The organism is Pseudomonas sp. 7-41, assembly GCF_021233075.1.
Taxonomy (GTDB): domain Bacteria; phylum Pseudomonadota; class Gammaproteobacteria; order Pseudomonadales; family Pseudomonadaceae; genus Aquipseudomonas; species Aquipseudomonas veronii.
On record NZ_CP089551.1, the window covers coordinates 5,550,429 to 5,571,322 of the forward strand.

15 protein-coding genes and 2 tRNA genes are annotated in these 20,894 nt (G+C 61.0%); 11 read left to right on the forward strand and 6 right to left on the reverse strand.

All coding sequences use genetic code 11. From position 1 onward, the window contains the following. Positions 1–72: 72 nt before the first annotated feature. The 5 genes from groL to LQ249_RS25215 all read right to left on the reverse strand — a co-directional run bounded on the left by groL (position 73) and on the right by LQ249_RS25215 (position 4,697). Complete coding sequence (gene groL, locus LQ249_RS25195; protein ID WP_057004558.1) at positions 73–1,719, reverse strand: chaperonin GroEL; 1,647 nt, start codon at positions 1,717–1,719, stop codon at positions 73–75. Between the two features lie 50 nt (positions 1,720–1,769). After that, positions 1,770–2,066 (reverse strand): co-chaperone GroES, encoded by a 297-nt coding sequence (locus LQ249_RS25200; protein WP_017846112.1) that lies wholly within the window; start codon positions 2,064–2,066, stop codon positions 1,770–1,772. A gap of 246 nt (positions 2,067–2,312) precedes the next feature. Further along, positions 2,313–2,789: an FxsA family protein gene (locus LQ249_RS25205; protein ID WP_017846113.1), complete on the reverse strand. Its 477-nt coding sequence runs from the start codon at positions 2,787–2,789 to the stop codon at positions 2,313–2,315. Positions 2,790–2,856: 67 nt separating this feature from the next. Next, positions 2,857–3,588 carry a HugZ family pyridoxamine 5'-phosphate oxidase gene (locus LQ249_RS25210; RefSeq protein WP_232565966.1) on the reverse strand — a complete coding sequence of 244 codons (732 nt, stop codon included), beginning with the start codon at positions 3,586–3,588 and terminating at the stop codon, positions 2,857–2,859. 101 nt (positions 3,589–3,689) lie between these two features. Further along, positions 3,690–4,697, reverse strand: coding sequence for a DUF481 domain-containing protein (locus tag LQ249_RS25215; protein ID WP_057004560.1), 1,008 nt, complete (start codon positions 4,695–4,697; stop codon positions 3,690–3,692). A gap of 192 nt (positions 4,698–4,889) precedes the next feature. Between LQ249_RS25215 and LQ249_RS25220 the strand changes: the two genes are divergently transcribed. The 4 genes from LQ249_RS25220 to LQ249_RS25235 all read left to right on the forward strand — a co-directional run bounded on the left by LQ249_RS25220 (position 4,890) and on the right by LQ249_RS25235 (position 9,678). Continuing rightward, entirely contained in the window at positions 4,890–5,204 is a 315-nt protein-coding gene (locus LQ249_RS25220) for an MGMT family protein (protein WP_186355047.1), read from the forward strand. 43 nt (positions 5,205–5,247) lie between these two features. Beyond that, the gene (locus tag LQ249_RS25225) at positions 5,248–6,780 is read left to right on the forward strand and encodes an AmpG family muropeptide MFS transporter (RefSeq protein ID WP_108524498.1); all 1,533 of its coding nucleotides are present in this window, start codon (positions 5,248–5,250) and stop codon (positions 6,778–6,780) included. Between the two features lie 208 nt (positions 6,781–6,988). Then, positions 6,989–8,704: a proline--tRNA ligase gene (locus LQ249_RS25230; protein ID WP_017846118.1), complete on the forward strand. Its 1,716-nt coding sequence runs from the start codon at positions 6,989–6,991 to the stop codon at positions 8,702–8,704. Between the two features lie 20 nt (positions 8,705–8,724). After that, on the forward strand, positions 8,725–9,678 hold the full coding sequence (locus LQ249_RS25235; protein WP_108524500.1) for a hypothetical protein: 954 nt from the start codon (positions 8,725–8,727) through the stop codon (positions 9,676–9,678). Between the two features lie 69 nt (positions 9,679–9,747). On the opposite strand, the gene dinB is transcribed toward LQ249_RS25235, so the two are convergent. Then, positions 9,748–10,806 (reverse strand): DNA polymerase IV, encoded by a 1,059-nt coding sequence (dinB, locus tag LQ249_RS25240; RefSeq protein ID WP_046382209.1) that lies wholly within the window; start codon positions 10,804–10,806, stop codon positions 9,748–9,750. Between the two features lie 281 nt (positions 10,807–11,087). On the opposite strand from dinB, the gene LQ249_RS25245 reads away from it, so the two are divergent. From LQ249_RS25245 to LQ249_RS25275, 7 genes are all read left to right on the forward strand, one after another. After that, positions 11,088–11,164, forward strand: a tRNA-Met gene (locus LQ249_RS25245). A gap of 298 nt (positions 11,165–11,462) precedes the next feature. Beyond that, positions 11,463–12,506: an HlyD family secretion protein gene (locus LQ249_RS25250; RefSeq protein ID WP_079444616.1), complete on the forward strand. Its 1,044-nt coding sequence runs from the start codon at positions 11,463–11,465 to the stop codon at positions 12,504–12,506. Positions 12,507–12,508: 2 nt separating this feature from the next. Beyond that, positions 12,509–15,250, forward strand: coding sequence for a ribosome-associated ATPase/putative transporter RbbA (gene rbbA, locus LQ249_RS25255; protein WP_079444617.1), 2,742 nt, complete (start codon positions 12,509–12,511; stop codon positions 15,248–15,250). Position 15,251: 1 nt separating this feature from the next. After that, positions 15,252–16,376 (forward strand): ABC transporter permease, encoded by a 1,125-nt coding sequence (locus LQ249_RS25260; RefSeq protein ID WP_046382207.1) that lies wholly within the window; start codon positions 15,252–15,254, stop codon positions 16,374–16,376. Between the two features lie 174 nt (positions 16,377–16,550). Then, a tRNA-Met gene (locus LQ249_RS25265) sits at positions 16,551–16,627 on the forward strand. A gap of 267 nt (positions 16,628–16,894) precedes the next feature. Beyond that, positions 16,895–19,537, forward strand: a complete 2,643-nt coding sequence (gene mprF, locus LQ249_RS25270) for a bifunctional lysylphosphatidylglycerol flippase/synthetase MprF (protein WP_128191965.1) — start codon at positions 16,895–16,897, stop codon at positions 19,535–19,537. Beyond that, positions 19,537–20,817, forward strand: a complete 1,281-nt coding sequence (locus LQ249_RS25275; RefSeq protein ID WP_046382205.1) for a virulence factor family protein — start codon at positions 19,537–19,539, stop codon at positions 20,815–20,817. Before mprF ends, LQ249_RS25275 begins: the two co-directional genes overlap by 1 nt. Positions 20,818–20,894: the final 77 nt, after the last annotated feature.

Sequence of the window (20,894 nt, forward strand, 5' to 3'; positions counted from 1 at the left end):
TACGCACCCGCATAAAAAAACCCCGCCTGCATCGCTGCAGGCGGGGTTTTTCAGTCGCCGGGTAAGGCTGGCTTACATCATGCCGCCCATGCCACCCATGCCGCCCATGTCTGGCATACCGCCGCCAGCCGAGCCTTCTTTCTTCGGTGCTTCAGCAACAGCTGCTTCGGTGGTCAGGATCAGACCGCCGATGGAGGAAGCTGCTTGCAGCGCCGAACGAGTCACCTTGGTAGGGTCCAGGATGCCCATTTCGATCATGTCGCCGTATTCGCTGGTTGCCGCGTTGTAACCGAAGTTACCTTTACCGTTCTTCACAGCGTTAACCACAACGCTTGGCTCGTCGCCGCTGTTGGCAGCGATCTGACGCAGCGGTGCTTCAACGGCGCGACGCAGTACAGCGATACCCACGTCCTGATCGGCGTTGTCGCCTTTCAGGTCCAGGATGGCTTCCAGGGCGCGGATCAGTGCAACACCACCGCCAGGTACCACGCCTTCTTCAACGGCTGCGCGGGTTGCGTGCAGGGCGTCTTCAACGCGGGCTTTCTTCTCTTTCATTTCAACTTCGGAGCCAGCGCCAACCTTGATCACTGCAACGCCGCCGGACAGCTTGGCCAGACGCTCTTGCAGTTTTTCACGGTCGTAGTCCGAGGAAGTTTCGGCAACCTGGGCACGGATCTGAGTGATGCGCGCCTGGATGTCGGCGTCTACGCCAGCACCGTCGACGATGATGGTGTTTTCCTTGGAAATGGTCACGCGCTTGGCGCTGCCCAGGTTTTCCAGGGTGGCGCTTTCCAGGCTCAGGCCGATCTCTTCGGAGATAACGGTACCGCCGGTCAGAACGGCGATGTCCTGCAGCATGGCCTTGCGACGGTCGCCGAAGCCTGGAGCCTTGACGGCTGCAACCTTGACGATGCCACGCATGTTGTTCACAACCAGAGTCGCCAGGGCTTCGCCTTCAACGTCTTCGGAAACGATCAGCAGTGGGCGGCCGGCCTTGGCAACGGCTTCCAGCACCGGCAGCATTTCGCGGATGTTGGAGATTTTTTTGTCGACCAGCAGGATCAGCGGGCTTTCCAGCTCGGCAACCATGGTTTCTGGCTTGTTGACGAAGTACGGGGACAGGTAGCCACGGTCGAACTGCATGCCTTCTACAACCGACAGTTCGTTTTCCAGGCCAGTGCCTTCTTCAACGGTGATCACGCCTTCTTTACCGACTTTTTCCATGGCTTCGGCAATGATGTCGCCGATGGAGTTGTCGGAGTTGGCGGAGATGGTACCCACCTGAGCGATAGCCTTGGTGTCAGCGCATGGCTTGGACAGGTTTTTCAGCTCTTTGACGATGGCGATGGTCGCCTTGTCGATGCCGCGCTTGAGGTCCATCGGGTTCATGCCGGCAGCGACGGCTTTCAGGCCTTCGTTGACGATCGACTGAGCCAGAACGGTAGCGGTGGTGGTGCCGTCGCCTGCGTCATCGTTGGCACGGGAGGCAACGTCTTTGACCAGCTGCGCGCCCATGTTCTCGAAACGGTCTTCCAGTTCGATTTCTTTGGCGACGGAAACGCCGTCCTTGGTGATGGTCGGAGCGCCGAAGCTCTTCTCGATGATCACGTTACGGCCTTTAGGGCCCAGGGTCGCTTTTACTGCGTCAGCCAGGACGTTGACACCGGTGAGCATTTTCTTGCGGGCGGAATCGCCGAATTTAACTTCTTTAGCAGCCATTATCGATATTCCTTAAATACTTTGTAGTAACGGGAAAATGAGCGGGGAAATCAGCCTTCCAGAACGGCGAGAATCTCGTTCTCAGCCATGACCAGCAGGTCTTCGCCGTCGACTTTCACAGTGTTGCTGCCGGAGTAAGGACCGAATACAACCTTGTCACCGACTTTAACGGCCAGCGCACGTACTTCACCGTTTTCCAGAGTCTTGCCTGGGCCTGCAGCGACGATCACACCGTGGTTGGCTTTTTCAGCAGCCGAACCTGGCAGAACGATACCGCCAGCGGTTTTCTTTTCTTCTTCGCTGCGACGGATAACGACGCGGTCGTGCAGAGGACGAAGCTTGCTCATTGTCGATCTCTCCTAATTGTGTTTTTCATCGGCCGGTGTCAGTACCGGCAGGTTAAATCCGGCGGGGCCGGTCGCGGTTCGCTGGGCGAAACGCGGAAGTCTGTCTGGTGTCGCCACCAGAAACCTTGCGGTGACCGTTACATAAGGGCGCATCAGCTTATTACAAGGGGCCGGCGATGAATTTTTTTGCGTCTGCCGGCCCTTAAAAACAACACAGCCCCCGAAGGGGCCGCGCCAGTGAAGCGGTTATTTGCTGTCGCGATGCTCGAACTCACCTTCGATCACATCACCTTCTCGCCCCAACGGCTGGCGCGGAGCCGGGCCGCCACGGGGTTGCAGGTCGTCGGCGAACGCCCGTTGGCGAATCGCAGCCTCTTCGGCGCGCTGGCGCATCTTGCCCGCCAGCAGCTTGCGGGTGAACGGCAGCAGCATGACCAGGCCGAGCACATCGCTGATGAAGCCTGGCAGGATCAACAGGCCACCGGCCAGGGCCATCATCAGCCCTTCGAGCATGGTTTGAGCCGGCAATTCGCCGCGATTCAGGCTTTCACGGGCACGCAGCGCCGTGGCCAGACCGGCGACGCGCAGCACCAGAACGCCGAGCATCGAGCCGAGAATGATCAGCAGCAGTGCCGGGAAAAACCCGATCGCACCACTGACTTTTACGAATACGAACAGCTCCAACACCGGGAACAGCAGAAAGAGCAATAAAAAAGGGCGCATCAAATGGTTTCCTCAACGCAAGATTGCCTTGCCAGTCCACCTTAGATGACGTCGCCATTTCGTGAATTCAAGCTTCAGCGGCGCTTTTTTTCGGCCAGACCTCAGCATGAGCCAAGGAAACCAGGGCCTCGCGCACTTGTGTCGGCGTGTTGCAAGACTCGGCGAACGGCAACCAGTGCAGCGCATGCCCTATGCGCAGGTGCATGCCTTCGCTGTCGATCCCGGCCAGTTGCGCCGGCTCGTGTGTGGGCAAACCGGCCAACCCGACGTAATGGGCGATGGCCTTGGAGTGGTCGGCGTTCATGTGCTCGACCATGCTGCGCTCGGCCGGGCCGGCGAACGGGTTGGCCAGGGTCAACCGGTCAAGCCAGTGAATCGCGCCAAAGCCGCCGATATAGCGGTGACGTACCGGCTTGAGTACCCAGAAGTCGAAGTCGTGGGCCTGGTGATAGTTGACCGATTCGGGGAAGTAGCGGTAATAGCGTTCGGCGGCCGCTTCAATCGCGGCGGCGTCGTGCAATTGCTCGGCTTCGGCCAGGTAGGTCAGGCGCCCCACTGCCTGCACGTCATCCGCTTCACGCTCGCCGACCAGCAGCGAACACTTGGGGTCTTTCTGCAGGTTATGGGTGTGCTGGGCGATCCGGCTGATCAGGATCAACGGCCGGCCTTGCTCGTCCAGGCAATACGGCACGACCGAACCGAAGGGAAAGCCGGGCATGGCTTTGGACAATGTGGAGAGGGCCCCACGGTATTCCTTGAGCAACAGCTCTCGGGCGTTCTTGGCAACGTGCGCGCTCAACGTATGACTCCTCGGGAATTCAGTCGCCCATAGCGTATGGGAATGGATCTCAAGCCAAGGTAATCAATATCCGCGCAGGTTGCCAGCGGGCACGAAGCGGATTACCAGGCCACGCCAAACCCTGCGGTGTAGCGGGTCTTGCTCAAGCTGCTTTCCGAGTCGCCGCTGATCACGTCACGCTCGGCCTTGAGATTGAGCGACGCCCACTCGGTGACCTTGTAGCGCAGGCCCATTTCCGCATCGAGGGCATACTCGGCCGGCCCGCCGATAGGCTTGCCCAACTCGCCGGAGGTGAAGAATTCAACTGTCTTGCCGATCAGGTAGCGGTTGTAGTCCCACTTCATGGCCAGGGAATAGAAGTTGTCCTTGCCGCCATCGGAATATTCGTAATCGGTGCGGTTGACCAACGAACCCAGGGAGAACGCGCCGAGCTCATCGTCCCAGAATTGGTAGCCCGGGCCGGTGCCGACAGTGCGTTGGCGGGACAGGTCTTCGACCCTGTCGCGCTTGTAGGTCAAGCGGCCCTGCCAGAACCAGTGCTCGGTGATGAAGCGGTCGAGGTCGTATTCCAGGGACCAGTTGTCGGTGGTGGTGACGTCGTCCTGGAACTCGCGGTTGTACTCGCCCTGCCCGGTGTGGCGCCATTGGCCGTGGCGGGCGGAGGTTTTGAAGTCGATGTCGTAGTCGTTGGTGTCTTTCTCGGCGCGCCTGTAGTCCAGCGCCATGTCGACATTGCCTTTCCACACCAGGTCTTCGATCACCGGCTTGGGCTTGATGATCTGCTGGATGCTGGCCAGTTCCACGGTCTTGGGCGCCTCGCCATTGGCCAGCACCACTTTGCCATCAGCCGCAGCCTGCAAGGATTTGGCTTTCTCACCGGTGTAGGCATCCTGCTTGACCAACAACTCCTGATCGCTCTCCAGGGTTTTCACCTGTTTCCAATCCACCGGGATAGCCCCCGCATAGTCGGTCTGGATCAGCAGCTTGCCACCGTCGAAAAGCTTGATCTTGCCGGACAGGCGGTCACCGTTCTTTAACCAGACGGTGTCGGCGAGCAAGGGGGTGGAAGCGCTGAAAACAGCAAGGCACAGCAGGGTTCTGGACAACATAAGCGGATAAGGGGCTCAGGATTGGCGAAATAGGGGCGTTATCGTGTTAGATAGCTAGGACTGACTCAATGAATTGTGTTGAGTTCAGTTCTCATCTGCATATTTACAGACGTTTCTTACAAGAAACCGACGATCTGAACGGATATATCCACCGTGAAGCAACCCGCCGAAGCCCCGCAAAGCCCTGCCGAGATGCGCCGCACCGCGCTGTACCTGACGCTGGCGCAAATCCCCGAAGGTTGCGTGGTGAGTTACGGCGAACTGGCCCACCTCGCCGGGCTGGGGCGCGCGGCGCGTTGGGTCGGGCGCACCCTGAGCCAACTGCCCGACGATACCCGCTTGCCCTGGCACCGCGTGCTGGCTGCCGGCGGTCGGATAAGCCTGCCGGCGGGCAGCGCCTCAGGCGACGAACAACGTGCGCGTTTACGCAACGAAGGTGTCGCTATCCTGAACAATCGCGTGGATATTCAGCGTCATGGCTGGCGCCCGGTAGAGCACAGCGGTTAGAGTGCGCGCTTTGTTTCCGTGAATCTGAGGCAGACTCCAGCCCATGCCCCGTAAAACCTGGCGCGCCGCGCTCGCCGCCTATGCCAGCCCCTCGACGTTAGTGCTGTTGTTGCTTGGCTTTGCCGCCGGCTTGCCTTACATGTTGGTGTTCTCGACGCTTTCGGTATGGTTGCGTGAGGCCGGTGTGGCCCGCGAGACCATCGGCTATGCGAGCCTGATCGGTTTGGCGTATGCCTTCAAATGGGTGTGGTCGCCATTGCTCGACCAATGGCGCCTGCCGCTGCTGGGCAAACTCGGACGTCGTCGCTCCTGGCTGGTACTGGCCCAATCGCTGGTGATCCTCGGATTGATCGGCATGGGCTTCTGCGACCCGCAGAAACACTTGTCCTGGCTGATCGCTATTGCGGTGATCGTCGCCTTCGCTTCGGCTACCCAGGATATTGCAGTCGATGCCTATCGCCTGGAAATCGCCGATGACAGCCGCCAGGCTGCCCTGGCCGCCAGCTATATGTCCGGTTACCGCATCGCCGCCCTGCTCGCCACGGCCGGCGCGCTGTTTTTTGCCGAAGGTTTCGGCTCTACCGGTTTCAACTATAAACACTCGGCGTGGACCGGCACCTATGTGCTGTTCGGCGTGCTGATGATTCCGGCGCTGCTGACCACCCTGTTCATGCGCGAGCCCAATGTGCCACTGCGCACCCAGTTGCAGGCCGGACGCTACAGTTTCGTGCATCAGCTGGTGTCGGTGTTTGTGCTGATCGTGCTGTTGGTGTCGGTGCCGGCGACGTTCACCCAGTTGTACAACACCGATTTCGCCAGCGTGCTGTTCCACGGTGTCAGCCTGTGGGAACTGTTAATGGAAGACCGCGCCTTCCTGCGCGCCATCCTCTACATAACCCTGACAACATTGTGCCTGTCGGCCATGGGCCGCCGAGGCCTGGCGCCGGTGCTGACGCCGGTCAACGACTTCATCCTGCGCTATCGCTGGCAGGCGCTGCTGCTGCTTGGGCTGATCGCCACCTATCGCATGTCCGATACCGTGATGGGCGTGATGGCCAACGTGTTCTATATCGACCAGGGCTTTACCAAGGACCAGATTGCCGGGGTCAGCAAGATCTTCGGCCTGATCATGACCCTGGTCGGCGCCGGCATGGGAGGCCTGTTGATTGTGCGCTTCGGCATCCTTCCGATCCTGCTCATCGGCGGCATCGCCTCGGCCGGCACCAACCTGCTGTTCGTGATGCTCGCCGACATGGGCCCGGACCTGCAGATGCTGATCTTCACCATCTCCCTGGACAACTTCAGCTCAGGCCTTGCCACCTCGGCGTTTGTCGCCTACCTGTCGAGCCTGACCAACCTCAAGTTCTCCGCCACCCAATACGCGCTGCTGAGTTCGATCATGCTGTTGCTGCCGCGCCTGATCGGCGGGTATTCGGGGGTGATGGTGGAGAAGTTCGGTTATCACAACTTCTTCCTGATCACCTGCATGCTGGGTGTGCCGACCTTGCTGCTGATTGCGCTGCATTGGTTCCAGGAAAGCCGACGGATTCGCTTGAATCCACCGGCAGAAGACTGACAGAGCCTCCCCTTGTAGCTGTAGCGAGCTTGCTCGCGAAGAAGTCACAGACACCGCGTTTATCCCGGTTTCCCGCGTCATCGTTGACGATCTTCGCGAGCAAGCTCGCTCCTACAAACAGCTCTGCGTCCTGATGCCTGTACGGCGGCAGTTTGCGCCCGTACAATCCCAAGTCACTTCAAGTCCAAGCAACCGACAACGGCCTACCATGCGTACCAGTCAATATTTGCTCGCCACACTGAAAGAAACGCCTTCCGACGCGGTTGTGATCAGCCATCAGCTGATGCTGCGCGCCGGTATGATCCGCAAGCTGGCTTCTGGCCTGTACACCTGGCTGCCCATGGGCCTGAAGGTGATGCGCAAGGTCGAAGCCATCGTTCGCGAAGAAATGAACGCTGCCGGTTCTCTGGAAGTGTTGATGCCGAGCACCCAACCGGCCGAGCTGTGGCAGGAATCCGGGCGCTGGGAAGAGTACGGCCCTGAATTGCTGCGCTTCAAGGACCGTCATGGCCGCGACTTCTGCGCTGGCCCGACCCATGAAGAAGTGATCACCGACCTGATGCGCAACGAGTTGAGCAGCTATAAACAGCTGCCCCTCAACCTGTATCAGATCCAGACCAAGTTCCGTGATGAGATCCGCCCACGCTTCGGCCTGATGCGCGGCCGCGAGTTCATCATGAAGGACGCGTATTCGTTCCACGCCGACCAGGCGTCCTTGCAGGTCACCTATGACCGCATGCACACCGCCTACTGCAACGTGTTCACGCGCCTGGGCCTGAAATTCCGCCCGGTTGAAGCGGACAACGGCTCCATCGGCGGCGCCGGCTCCCACGAGTTCCACGTGCTGGCCGAGTCCGGCGAAGACGATATCGTGTTCAGCAACGGTTCCGACTACGCGGCGAACATCGAGAAAGCCGAAGCCGTGCCACGGGAAACCGCCCGTCCAGCCCCGGCTGAAGAACTGCGCCTGGTGGACACCCCGGACACCAAGACCATCGCGGCCCTGGTGGAAAAATTCAATCTGCCGATTGAAAAGACCATCAAGACCCTGATCGTTCACGCCGAGGAAGCCGGCAAGCTGATCGCCCTGGTGATCCGTGGCGACCACGAGCTCAACGAAATCAAGGCCGCCCAGCAACCGGGCGTGGCCAGCCCGCTGGTCATGGCCTCCGATGCCGAACTGCGCGACGCCATTGGCGCCGGTGCCGGCTCCCTGGGCCCGTTGAACCTGCCGCTGCCGATCATCATCGACCGCTCGGTCGAGCTGATGAGCGACTTCGGTATCGGCGCGAACATCGACGACAAGCACTACTTCGGCGTGAACTGGGAACGCGACTTGCCGGTGCCGACCGTGGCCGACCTGCGTAACGTGGTCGCCGGCGACCCGAGCCCGGATGGCAAGGGCACCCTGGAAATCAAGCGCGGCATTGAAGTCGGGCACATCTTCCAGCTGGGCAACAAGTACAGCAAGGCGATGAAGTGCGAAGTGCTGGGCGAAAACGGCAAGCCGATCACCCTCGAAATGGGTTGCTACGGCATTGGCGTATCGCGCGTGGTTGCCGCTGCCATCGAGCAGAACAACGACGAGAAAGGCATTATCTGGAGTGACGCCCTGGCGCCGTTCCAGGTGGCCCTGGTGCCGCTGCGCTATGAAACCGAGCAAGTCCGTGAAGCCACCGACAAACTGTATGCCGAACTGACGGCCGCCGGTTTCGAAGTGTTGCTGGACGACCGCGACAAGAAAACCAGCCCGGGCATCAAGTTCGCCGACATGGAGCTGATTGGCATCCCGCACCGGATCGTGGTCAGTGACCGTGGCCTGGCCGATGGCAATCTGGAATACAAGAGCCGGACCGAAGCCGAAGCCCAACCGTTGCCGGTGGCTGACGTGCTGTCTTTCCTTCAGGCGCGTATTCGTCGCTGAAAACCAGATCAAGAGAAGTCATGTTCAAGCGAAACACCAGAGCCCTGGGGGGCGCCGCCTTGTGCGGCGCCCTGCTGGTCAGCGGCTGCGCCAACCAGATGTCGCAACGCAGTGAGCACGAGGAGCGGGTCGAGCGTAAGTTGCTCGACCACAGCCTGCAGATCGATGTAGGCGAACCCAAAGTGCTGGAGCTGCCGCAACGCCGGGTTCGCATTCACGAGCAGAAGACCTTCGAGGTCACCGAATTCGAAGTCACCCGTCGTTACGACCGCTACACCCCCTATCAACCCTGGCGCAAACTCTATGAGATGCCGCTGGGCGCGGTCGCTTTGGTGGCCGGCGCGGGCGCCAACGTGGCGAATATCTTCGCCCTCGGCAACCTGCCGACCAGCATCACCCACGATTGGCTGAGCTACGGCATCGACGGCATCAACCCGTTCATGAACGTGCAATCCCACGGGCGTGCGCAACAGAACCTGGCGGGTATCGATGAAGTCCAGCGCGACAAGCGCGTGGAGTATTCGAGCCTGCCCTGGAGCGAACGCCCGGTGCAGGTCACCGCCGGCAGGCAAGTGTATGAAATGACCACCGACCGCAACGGCGTACTGCGCCTGAACCTGTTGGACAGCCCGTTTGCCGAGCAGGATCTGAACCGCATCAGCACCTTGAAGATCAGCGTGGAAGATGGCCAGGACGACGTACATTCGGACTCGACCCTGGCGGTGAGCCACACACTGCGCGGCAAGTTGCTCGAAGCCCACGGCCTGATCTACGACGACCTGGAAGACGACGAAGTCAGCCAGTGGGTCCACCGGGTCAAGCGCCTGTCGGAGCTGGGCCTGGAGGAAGAAGCCAGCGAACTGGAGCAGAGCCTGATCGAACTGACCCACAATGATCCGGAGTTGCAGCAGGAATTCCTGCAAGCGCTGACCAAGGACGCGGGGCGACTCGTCGCGGATCCTGGCGCACGCTGAGCCTTCGAAAACGCTGTAGATCTAAATGTGGGAGGGGGCTTGCCCCCTCCCACATTTGGTTTCCGGGTTCTACCAGGAGAGTTCGAGTTGTTCATTGCCACTGCTCAGGTCGAGCAACCGCACCCCAATCCCCAGCAACCGCACCGGCTTGCCACCGCGATTGAACGCCTGGGTCATCAGCTGTTGATAACTCTCCAGGTCCCGCCCTGCCCCCGCCTGCTCCAGGGTCGTCTGGGTAAAGTCATGAAACTTTACCTTCACGAACGGCTTCCCCGCGCGGTAACTGCTGTCGATGCGCGCGATGCGTCCAGCCAGGGTTTCCATCAGTTCAGGCAGTTTCGCCAGGCAACTTGAAAGATCTGGCAGGTCCACATCGTAGGTATTTTCCACACTGATCGATTGCCGACGACTGTCGTTCTGCACCTCGCGCTCATCTATCCCACGCGCCAGGCTCCACAGTCGCTCGCCAAAACTGCCGAATTCGCGCACCAACGCCAGCTTGTTCCATTCGCGCAACTGCAGGCAGTCTTCGATCCCCAGGCGCGCCAGCTTGTCGGCGGTCACCTTGCCCACGCCATGCAGCTTTTTCACCGGCAATATCGACACAAAGTCTTCGACCTGGTCCGGGGTGATCACAAACAGGCCGTTGGGTTTCTTCCAATCACTGGCGATCTTGGCCAGAAACTTGTTGGGCGCCACACCGGCGGACACGGTGATATGCAATTGATTCGAGACCCGGCGGCGGATGTCCTGGGCAATACGCGTGGCGCTGCCGCCAAAATGCGGGCTGTCGGAGACGTCCAGGTAAGCCTCATCCAGGGAAAGCGGCTCGATCAGGTCGGTATAGTCGCGAAAGATGCCGTGGATTTCCTTCGACGCTTCCTTATAGGCATCCATGCGCGGCTTGACGATGGTCAGGTCGGGGCAGAGCTTCAAGGCATGGCGTGATGACATCGCCGAACGCACCCCATAGGCCCGCGCTTCGTAGTTGCAGGTTGCTATCACCCCGCGCCGATCCGCCGAGCCGCCGACGGCTAGCGGTTTTTGCGCCAGGCTCGGGTCATCGCGCATCTCGATGGCGGCGTAGAAGCAATCACAGTCGACGTGGATGATTTTGCGCTGCGTCATATATAAGAAGGGGAGCAATCCAACGGATGGGCAGTATCGCACTCACCCCTGTATATAGCACCAGTAGTTTGAATCTTCCGCTTGAGCGGTAGGAAAATTCTCAGATGAATTTATTTTCTCAATCGAATTTAACCTGCCAATAGAGCTGAAACCCTCGGCCAGACTGGCCCCGAAGGCTCAACCTGGCTGTGATGGAGAGCTAACCGATTGAAGCACAAGCGCTTTTCTTCGATTCATAGGTTGACACCCCTGCGTTGCGCTGTAGAATGCCGACACACAGACGCGGGATGGAGCAGTCTGGTAGCTCGTCGGGCTCATAACCCGAAGGTCGTCGGTTCAAATCCGGCTCCCGCAACCAGTTTTAAGTACACGTCAAACACCGCCACGACCTCACCGTCGCGGCGGTGTTTTCGTTTGTGCTGATTTTAATGACTGAGACTGAGGGCGATGGTCGCGCCCGGTTTCGGCTCGATTGCTTGATAAAAATCAACGTTATGTACAGCCCTTGGTTGGTAACGTTTACCCGGATGGGCAAGCATCGGAATTCACCTGCCGCCACGGATGAAATAACGCGCCCGCGTTTGCGTCTCGCGGCCTGACAGGTGCTGGTGTACGCCTCAATCGATCTTCACGCCTCCCCACTCAAGGATCGGATCATGACGGCCATCCCGAGTAACGATGCAAAGTGGTCTTGGCGGCGTGTCACAAGGATTGTTCTGATCCTTGTCATCGTCTTGGCAGCCGGCGCCGGTGGCGCCTGGTACTGGTGGCAAAGCCAGCAAGGCAAGTTGCCCGAGGGCATTGTCTCCGGGAACGGTCGCATCGAATCCGACCAAATCGACATCGCCGCGAAGCTGGCCGGACGCGTGCGCGAGGTGCTGGCCCGGGAAGGCGATCTCGTCACCGAAGGCCAGGTGCTCGCCCGCCTCGATACCACGGAGTTGCAAGCGCAACGCGCCAAATATGCCGCCGACGTGGCTTCCGAGGAGGCCTCGATGCTCGAGGCAAAGGCGACTGTCGTGCAACGGCAGGCAGAACTGACCCTCAAGGAAGCAAAGCTGCGCCGCGCCCTCAAGCTGATCGTCACCGGGGCGATCAGTGAGGACAACCGCGATGAGGCGCAGGGCGAACGCGATTCTGCGCGCGCCGTTCTCGACGCCGCGCAGCGGACCGTGACCGCGCGCGAGCGTTCGGTGGTGGCCGCACAAGCCCTGGTTAATCAGACCGACGCCCAGATCGCCGACACCATTCTTGTGGCGCCCGTGCAGGGGCGTGTTCTGTATCGTCTCGTCAACCCCGGGGAAGTCGTTTCGGCGGGCGGAAAGGTGCTGACGATCATCGACCTGTCCGAAATCTACATGGAGATTTATCTCCCCTCCGAACAGGCCATGCGCGTAACGATCGGGTCGGCCGCGCGAATTGTGTTCGACGGTGCCGACTTCGCCGTGCCGGCCAAAGTGAGTTTCGTGTCGCCGGACGCGCAGTTCACGCCCAAGCAGGTCGAGACGCGCAGCGAACGCGACAAGCTTATGTTCCGGGTCAAGCTGCGCATCCCGCCGAGCCTCATCGCGCGCCACCTCAACCAAGTGAAAACGGGCACCCGCGGCATCGGTTATGTGCGCCTCGATCCGAACCCGCCCAATTGGCCGGACACCCTGCAAAAGCGCATTCAGGCTGATCCTGTCGACGCCGAGGATTGATAATGGAGACTCGCGCAGCGCTGATTGCCGAGGTTTCCAACGCGAGCCATGTCTATGGCAAGGTTCTAGCGCTCGACAATGTCTCGCTCGCACTGCCGAGCGGCCAGATGACGGGCATCATCGGCCCTGACGCCGCCGGCAAGTCCACGCTGCTCGGCCTGATCGCCGGTGCGCGGAAGATGCAGACCGGATCGGTCGAGGTCCTCGGCGGCAGCATGAGCAATGCCCGGCACCGCCGCTCCGTCTGCACACGCATTGCCTATATGCCGCAAGGGCTCGGCAAAAACCTCTATCAGGAGATCAGCGTCCGCGAAAACCTGGCCTTCTTCGCCACCCTCTTCGGCCTGTCCGCATCGGAACGTGACGCACGCACCCGGCGCCTGGCGGCGGCGATAGGCTTACTCGCGTTTCTCGAGCGGCCGGCCGGAAAGCTGTCGGGCGGCATGAAGCAAAAGCTCGGCCTGTGCTGCGCGCTCATTCACGACCCCGACCTGCTCATTCTCGATGAGCCGACGACCGGCGTCGATCCGTTGTCGCGTCGACAGTTCTGGGACCTGATCAGCGAACTGCGGCGCGAGCGACCGACGATGAGTGTCGTCATCTCCACCGCCTATATGGACGAGGCCGGCCAATGCGATTGGCTCATCGCAATGGATCACGCCCGCGTGCTTGCCTGCGGCACCGCGGATGAGCTGCGCGAGAAGACCGGCCAACAAGACATCGAAGCGGTGTTTGCCGCCCTGCAGCCGGGGCACAAATCGACGGCGCAGCGCTTCGTCATTCCGCCGCGCCAACCAGGCAGCGAGGCGCCGGTCATTGTCGCGAGGAATCTGACACGTCGTTTCGGCAGTTTCACCGCGGTCGATAACGTCAGCTTCGCCATCGAGCGCGGAGAAATCTTCGGCTTCCTCGGCTCGAACGGCAGCGGCAAGACCACCACCATGAAGATGCTGACCGGACTCCTGGCGCCAAGCGAGGGAGAGGCCGAGGTCTGCGGCAAACCTGTCGATGCCAACGACCTGTCGGTCCGCCAGCGCGTCGGCTTCATGTCGCAATCGTTCTCGCTCTATGGCGAACTCACCGTGCGGCAAAACCTGCGTCTTCATGCACGCCTTTTTCATCTGGCCGCGGACCACGCTAACGCGCGTATCGCCCAGCTCATGGTCGATGTCGGCCTTGTCGACTATGCCGACACCGAAGCGAACTCGCTGCCGCTCGGCGTGCGACAGCGCCTTTCGCTGGCCGTGGGGATCGTTCACGACCCCGAGTTGCTGATCCTTGACGAGCCGACCTCGGGCGTCGATCCGCTGGCACGCGATGAATTCTGGCGTTTGCTCGGCGATCTCTCGCGAACCCGCAATGTCACGATCTTCGTCTCCACGCATTTCATGAGCGAAGCCATGCGCTGCGACCGCATCTCATTGATGCACGCAGGTCGCGTCCTCGTCTGCGACACACCGCAAAACGTCATTACCGCCAAGGGCAGCGCGAATCTCGAAGAGGCGTTCATCGCCTATATCGAGGATGCCGAGCCCGCCGCGCCCGCGCCCTCCGTGGCGGATGCCGAGGCGCAGACCCAGCGCGATGCAGCGGCGTTGTCGCCCAGCCGCTCGACCTTCATGCCGCTGCGCCGCCTCCTGGCCTTTACCAAGTGCGAGACGTTGTCGCTTATGCGCGATCCGGTGCGGCTCGCCTTCGCCTTCCTCGGCTCCTTCATCATGCTGTTGATCTTCGGCTTCGGCGTCTCCAGCGATGTGACCAACCTCACCTATGCGGCGTTCGACCACGACGACACGCCGGAGAGCAGAGCCTATCTCGCCAACTACTCGAGCTCCCGATATTTCACCGAAAAGACGCCGATCCACAGCGTCGACGAAATGCAAAGGCGCCTGAAGTCGAACGACATCACGCTGGCCATCGAAATCCCACCTGGCTTCGGGCGCCTGGTAAAGCGCGACTCGGATTGGCAGGTATCGGCCTGGATCGACGGCGCCAACACCTCGCGTGCCGCCACCATCGAGGGTTACGTCGAGTCGGCGCACAACCTCTTCGCCGAAGAGAGAAAGCGCCAGTCCAGCGACGTAGCGAGCAAGAAACCGACGACCAGCATCGTGATCCGCAACCGTTACAACCCGACGGCCGAGAGCATTTATGCGATCGGGCCGGCCGTGCCGGCGATGCTGCTCATGATGTTTCTCGCCATTCTCACAGCCGTCAGCGTTGCCCGTGAAAAGGAGATCGGCACGATCACGAACTTCTACGCCACGCCCACGACGCGCCTGGAGTTCCTGATCGGCAAACAACTGCCCTATATTGGCGTCGGCATGATCAATTTCTTCATCATGACCGTGACCGTGCGGTTCCTCTTCGATGTTCCGCTCAAGGGCGACGGCCTCACGCTGACCCTGGGCGCGCTGTTCTATGTGGCGGCGGCCACCGGCTACGGGCTGTTCATCTCGACGTTCACCTCAAGCCAGGTCGCAGCGGTGTTCGCCGGAGCGGTGCTGTCGATGCTGCCGACCATGCAGTTCTCCGGCATGATGCAGCCCGTCTCGACGCTGGAGGGCGGCGCGCGCCTCATGGGGTACCTCTGGCCGACGAGCTATTACATGCACATGAGTGTCGGTGCGTTCACCAAGGGGCTTGGCTTCACCGACATGGTGACCGACCTGCTCGCGCTGAGCCTGTTTTGCCCGGCCTTCTTATTGCTGTCCGCGCTGCTCCTGCGCAAACAGGAGAAATAAGATGCAGAGTCTCTCCAACATTTTCTGGCTCGGCGTCAAAGATCTGCGCACCCTCTCGAAGGACCTGATGATGATCCTCTTCATCATCTATTCCTTCGGCCTCAGCATTTATATGCAGTCGACCGGAGCCGGCGAGACCGTCAACAATGCCTCCGTGGCGATCGTCGACGAGGACCACTCCAGCCTGTCGCGATCGATTGCCGGACTGTTCTATCCGCCGTACTTCCAGGCAGCCAAGATGATCAGCGCCGCCGACATCGATCGCGGCATGGACAACGGCCTTTACACCCTCGTCATCGTGATTCCTCCGCACTTTGAAGCGGATGTGCGAAAGGGCCGCGATATCGAAGTCCAGGTCAACGCAGACGCCACCGCAGTCCAGCAGGCGTCCCTGGGGTCGGGCTATATCCAGAACATGGTGACCGACGAAGTCACGCGCTACCGACAGGAGGCGCAGCAAACCACCGGGCTGCCCTCCGATCTCGTCGTGCGCCGCGCCTTCAATGCCAACGGCACACAATCCTGGTTCCGCGCGATCGTCGGCCTTGCCGATCAGTTGTCGATGCTGATCATTATCCTGACCGGCGCGGCGCTCTTGCGCGAGCGCGAGCACGGCACGATCGAGCACTTGTTGGTGATGCCGTTGACGGCCTTCGAGATAGCGCTCGCCAAAGTGTGGTCGAGCGGGCTGGTGATCTTCATCGGCTTCATCTGTTCCCTGTTGTTCGTGGTCGAGGGCCTTCTCGACGTTCCGATTGCCGGCTCGCGCGGTGTGCTGCTGCTCGGCACCCTCATCTATATCTTCGCCACGGCAGCGATCGGCATCTTTCTTGGCACCCTCGCCCGCACCATGGCGCAATTTGCCCTGCTGATGATGATGGCCGTCATGCCGATGATGATGCTGTCGGGCGGCATGTCGCCCATCGAGAGCCAGCCGCAATGGGTCCAGTACGTGACGTGGTTTTTCCCGTCGCGGCACTATGTGAGCTTCATGCAGGCGATCGTGTATCGAGGCGCGGGCCTCGATATCGTGTGGAAAGAGTTCGTGACGGTCCTGGTGATGGGCGTGACATTTATCGCGATGAGTTTGCTACTGTTCCGCCAGTCTGTTGCGACCTTGCGCTAAGGCTTTTTTGCGCCTGCCCGCGTCAGGCGTGGACGATTGTCCGACAAAAAACCTTGCCCGAGCGCGCACTTAGCGCATTTCGTTGAGATTCAACGGCCAATTTGCACTTATTTGACCCAACGGACCATTAACGGTTGACACTCCGCCGCTGGGCTGTAGAATGCCGGCCACAGACGCGGGATGGAGCAGTCTGGTAGCTCGTCGGGCTCATAACCCGAAGGTCGTCGGTTCAAATCCGGCTCCCGCAACCAAACATCAAAAAAGGCTACTCGAAAGAGTGGCCTTTTTTGTATCTGGCAAAAAAGTTCTTCTGAAACAATGACATGGCATCTTTCATGAAACCCTAGACGTTTCGTGGAGTCCATTTCATCGCACGCTATGCTTGATCCTTCTACGACCAATGGCCGCAGTCGCCGCATCCGGTGATCCGCGTTAATATTTGTAATTATTTTGTCCATAGGGATTGGTAACTTGGCTGGATACCCCCATCCTGTCGCGCACAATCCACGAGGTGATTGATGCGCGCCAACTCGTCTGAACCACAAGACCCTGTCACAGCGACACAACCGATCACTCCCACCCGTTTGCGCTGGCTGGATCTGTTAAGCAAGTATCGGCAACCCATCGGGCTGGCCGTGACGCTGTTGCTGTTCGCAATCGCCCTGATCGCCTGCCGACACCTGCTGCTGGAACTGGATCTCTACGCCCTCCACGACTCGATCCTGGAAGTACCCAAACCGGCGTTGCTGGGCGCGTTCGTCGCCGCCATCGCCGGCTTCGTCATTCTATTGGGCTATGAGTTCTCCGGCGCACGCTATGCCGGGGTGAAACTGCCCCGCAAGACCCTCGCCCTCGGCGGCTTTACCGCCTTTGCCATCGGCAACGCCATTGGCCTGTCGATGCTCTCGGGCGGTTCGGTGCGTTACCGTTTATATGCGCGCCATGGCATCGGGGCTTCGGAAGTCGCCCGCATGACTGTGTTCGCCAGCCTCTCCCTGGGCTGCGCCCTGCCGCCGCTGGCGGCCTTGGCCACCTTGAGCAACTTGCCCGCCGCGTCCACTGCGCTGCATGTGTCGCAAGGCTTGCTGGGGGCGATTGCCGGCGTCGTGTTGCTGTTGTCGGCCGCGCTGTGCATCGGGATTTATCGCCGTCGCCTGCCGGAACAGCCCTACACGGACAACCTGCTGGTCAAGGTCGGCCGCCGCACCCTGCGCCTGCCCGGTCGACGCCTGACGTTCCTGCAACTGATCATCACCGCGCTGGACGTCGCCGCTGCCGCCACCGTCCTTTATATGCTGCTGCCGGAAGCGCCACCGTTCGGCCCGTTCCTGCTGGTGTACCTGCTGGCGCTGGCCGCTGGCGTACTCAGCCATGTGCCGGGTGGCGTCGGGGTGTTCGAGGCGATCCTGCTCGCGGCCTTTGCCGACAAGCTCGGCGCCGCGCCATTGGCCGCCGCCCTGCTGCTGTACCGCATGATCTATGTGGTGCTGCCGCTGCTGATCGCCTGTGTGTTCCTGCTGGTCAACGAGGCCCAGCGCCTGTTCCAGACCCAGCAGAGCCTGCGCGTGGCGTCGGGCTTCGCCGCGCCGGTGCTGGCCGTACTGGTTTTTTTGTCCGGCGTGGTCCTGCTGTTTTCCGGCGCCACGCCGGAGATCGACTCACGCCTGGAAAACATCGGCTTCCTGATTCCCCACCGCCTGATTGACGCCTCGCACTTTGGCGCGAGCCTGATCGGCGTGTTGTGTCTGTTGCTGGCCCAAGGCCTGCGTCGACGCTTGTCGGCGGCCTGGATGTTGACCATGGTGCTGCTGCTGACCGGCGCCCTGCTCTCGCTGCTCAAGGGCTTCGACTGGGAAGAAGCCAGCCTGATGACTATGACCGCCGTGCTGCTGGCGATCTTCCGCCGCTCCTTCTACCGCGCCAGCCGACTGACCGAATTGCCGTTCTCGCCGCTGTATCTGGTAGCCAGCGTGTGCGTGCTGGGGGCTTCGATCTGGCTGCTGCTGTTTGCCTATCAAGACGTCCCGTATAGCCACCAACTGTGGTGGCAGTTCACCCTCGACGCCAACGCCCCGCGCGGCCTGCGCTCGCTGTTGGGGGCTGCGGTGCTGCTGGTGATCGTGTCGCTGACCTGGCTGCTGCGTACCGCGCGCCCGGTGATCCACCTGCCGACAGCCGAAGAACTGGAACGCGCCACCAAGATCCTGATGGCCTCATCGCAACCCGACGGCGGCCTGGCGCTGACCGGCGACAAGGCGCTGCTGTTCCACCCCAACGACGAAGCCTTCCTGATGTACGCCCGTCGCGGGCGCAGCCTGGTAGCCCTGTACGACCCGATCGGCCCGACCCAACCCCGCGCCGAGATGATCTGGCAGTTCCGCGACCTGTGCGACATCCACCATGCGCGCCCGGTGTTCTACCAGGTACGCGCGGAAAACCTGCCGTACTACATGGACATCGGCCTGACCGCGATCAAGCTGGGCGAAGAAGCCCGCGTCGACCTGAAACGCTTTGACCTGGAAGCCAAGGGCAAAGAGATGAAGGATTTGCGCTACACCTGGAACCGTGGCACCCGGGATGGCTTGTCCCTGGAGATCCACGAACCGGGCACGGCGCCGATGGACGAACTCAAGGTTATTTCCGACGCCTGGCTGACCGGCAAGAACGTGCGGGAGAAGGGGTTTTCCCTGGGACGCTTCAGCGACGACTACCTCAAGCACTTTCGCATCGCGATCATTCGCTTCGAAGGGCACCCGGTGGCCTTCGCCAACCTGCTCGAGACCTACAGCCACGACCTGGCCAGCCTCGACCTGATGCGCGCCCACCCCGATGCGCCCAAGCTGACCATGGAATTCATGATGGTCGGCCTGATTCAACACTATAAGAGCCACGGTTATGCTCGCTTCAGCCTCGGCATGGTGCCATTGTCTGGCCTGCAACCGCGTCGTGGCGCGCCGCTGACCCAACGCCTGGGCTCGATGGTGTTCCGCCGTGGCGAGCAACTGTATAACTTCCAAGGTTTGCGCCGCTTCAAAGACAAGTTCCAGCCTGACTGGGAACCCCGTTACATGGCCGTGCCCGCAGGACTTGATCCGCTGGTGGCACTGGCCGATACCGCCGCCCTGATCGCAGGCGGCTTGACTGGATTGGTGAAACGCTGATGATTCGACGCTCCTGGCGGTATGTATTAGCCTTTGTGGTGCTGCTCGCCGTGGTCCTGGGTGGCGGCTATTGGTACTGGAACCGCCCTGCCCCACAGCCGACCCTGGAGCAACTGCCCCAGGCCGATGGCTCGGTGATGACCCGCGTCACCCCGGCCGGCACCCCCAAAGCCCGCGTGGCCGTGGCGGTGATGGCCGACGAGACCCTGACCGACAGCCAACTGATTGCCCTCAGCCAGGGCGGCAAGGCGCAGATCGTGCAGGTGATCCTGCCCAAGGATGACTGCACACTGCAGCAACAGGCACTGCAAGGCGCCCTGAGCCAGCTCAAGGGCCCTGCGACGCTGGTCAGCGGCATCGGCCCTGGCGCAGCCCTCGCCTGGCGCTGGCTGGCCACACAGAACGACGACAAGGCCAATGCCATCTCCGTCGGCTTCGCCCTGGTGCAGGAAGGCTGCAAAGACCCGCTGCCGAAAACCGCCGCCCACGGCAACTGGCTGGTGGCGTGGAACGACAACCCTGACGATGAAAGCGCCAGTTTCGTGCGCGACACCCCCCGCGCCACCACCAGCATCAGCGACTACGACATTCACTACCCACAAGTGCTGAATAACGAACTGCGCAAGCAACTGGTCGGTTCGGACAACGGCGGCCTGGCGATTCCGGTCGTGGAAGTCCCGGCTGGCCAGGCCAAGGACACCGTGACCCTGTTCCTCTCCGGTGACGGCGGCTGGCGTGACCTCGACCGCGACGTGGCCGGTGAAATGGCCAAGATCGGCTACCCGGTCGTGGGCATCGACACCCTGCGCTACTACTGGCAGCACAAGACTCCGGAACAAAGCGCCAAGGACCTCAGCGAGCTGATGCAGCACTATCGGCAGAAATGGGGCACCAAGCGCTTCGTACTGACCGGCTATTCGTTCGGCGCCGACGTGTTGCCCGCCATCTACAACCGCATGCCGGAAAGCGAGCAGCAGCGCGTCGACGCAATCATCCTGCTGGCGTTCGCACGCACCGGCAGCTTTGAAATCGAAGTGGAAGGTTGGCTGGGCAACGCCGGCAAAGAAGCCGCGACCGGCCCGGAAATGGCCAAGCTGCCAGCGGCCAAGGTAGTGTGCATCTACGGTGCCGAAGAGGTCGACGAAAGCGGCTGCACCGACAAGACCGCCGTCGGCGAAGCGATCAAGCTGCCGGGCGGGCACCACTTCGATGAGAACTACCCGGCGCTGGCCAAGCGTTTGGTGGATATCATCGTCAAGCACCAGGCCAAGGCCGAGTAATTCCGCGCTGTACGCAAAACCCAATGTGGGAGGGGGCTTGCCCCCGATAGCGATAGGTCAGTCATACCGCTATCGGG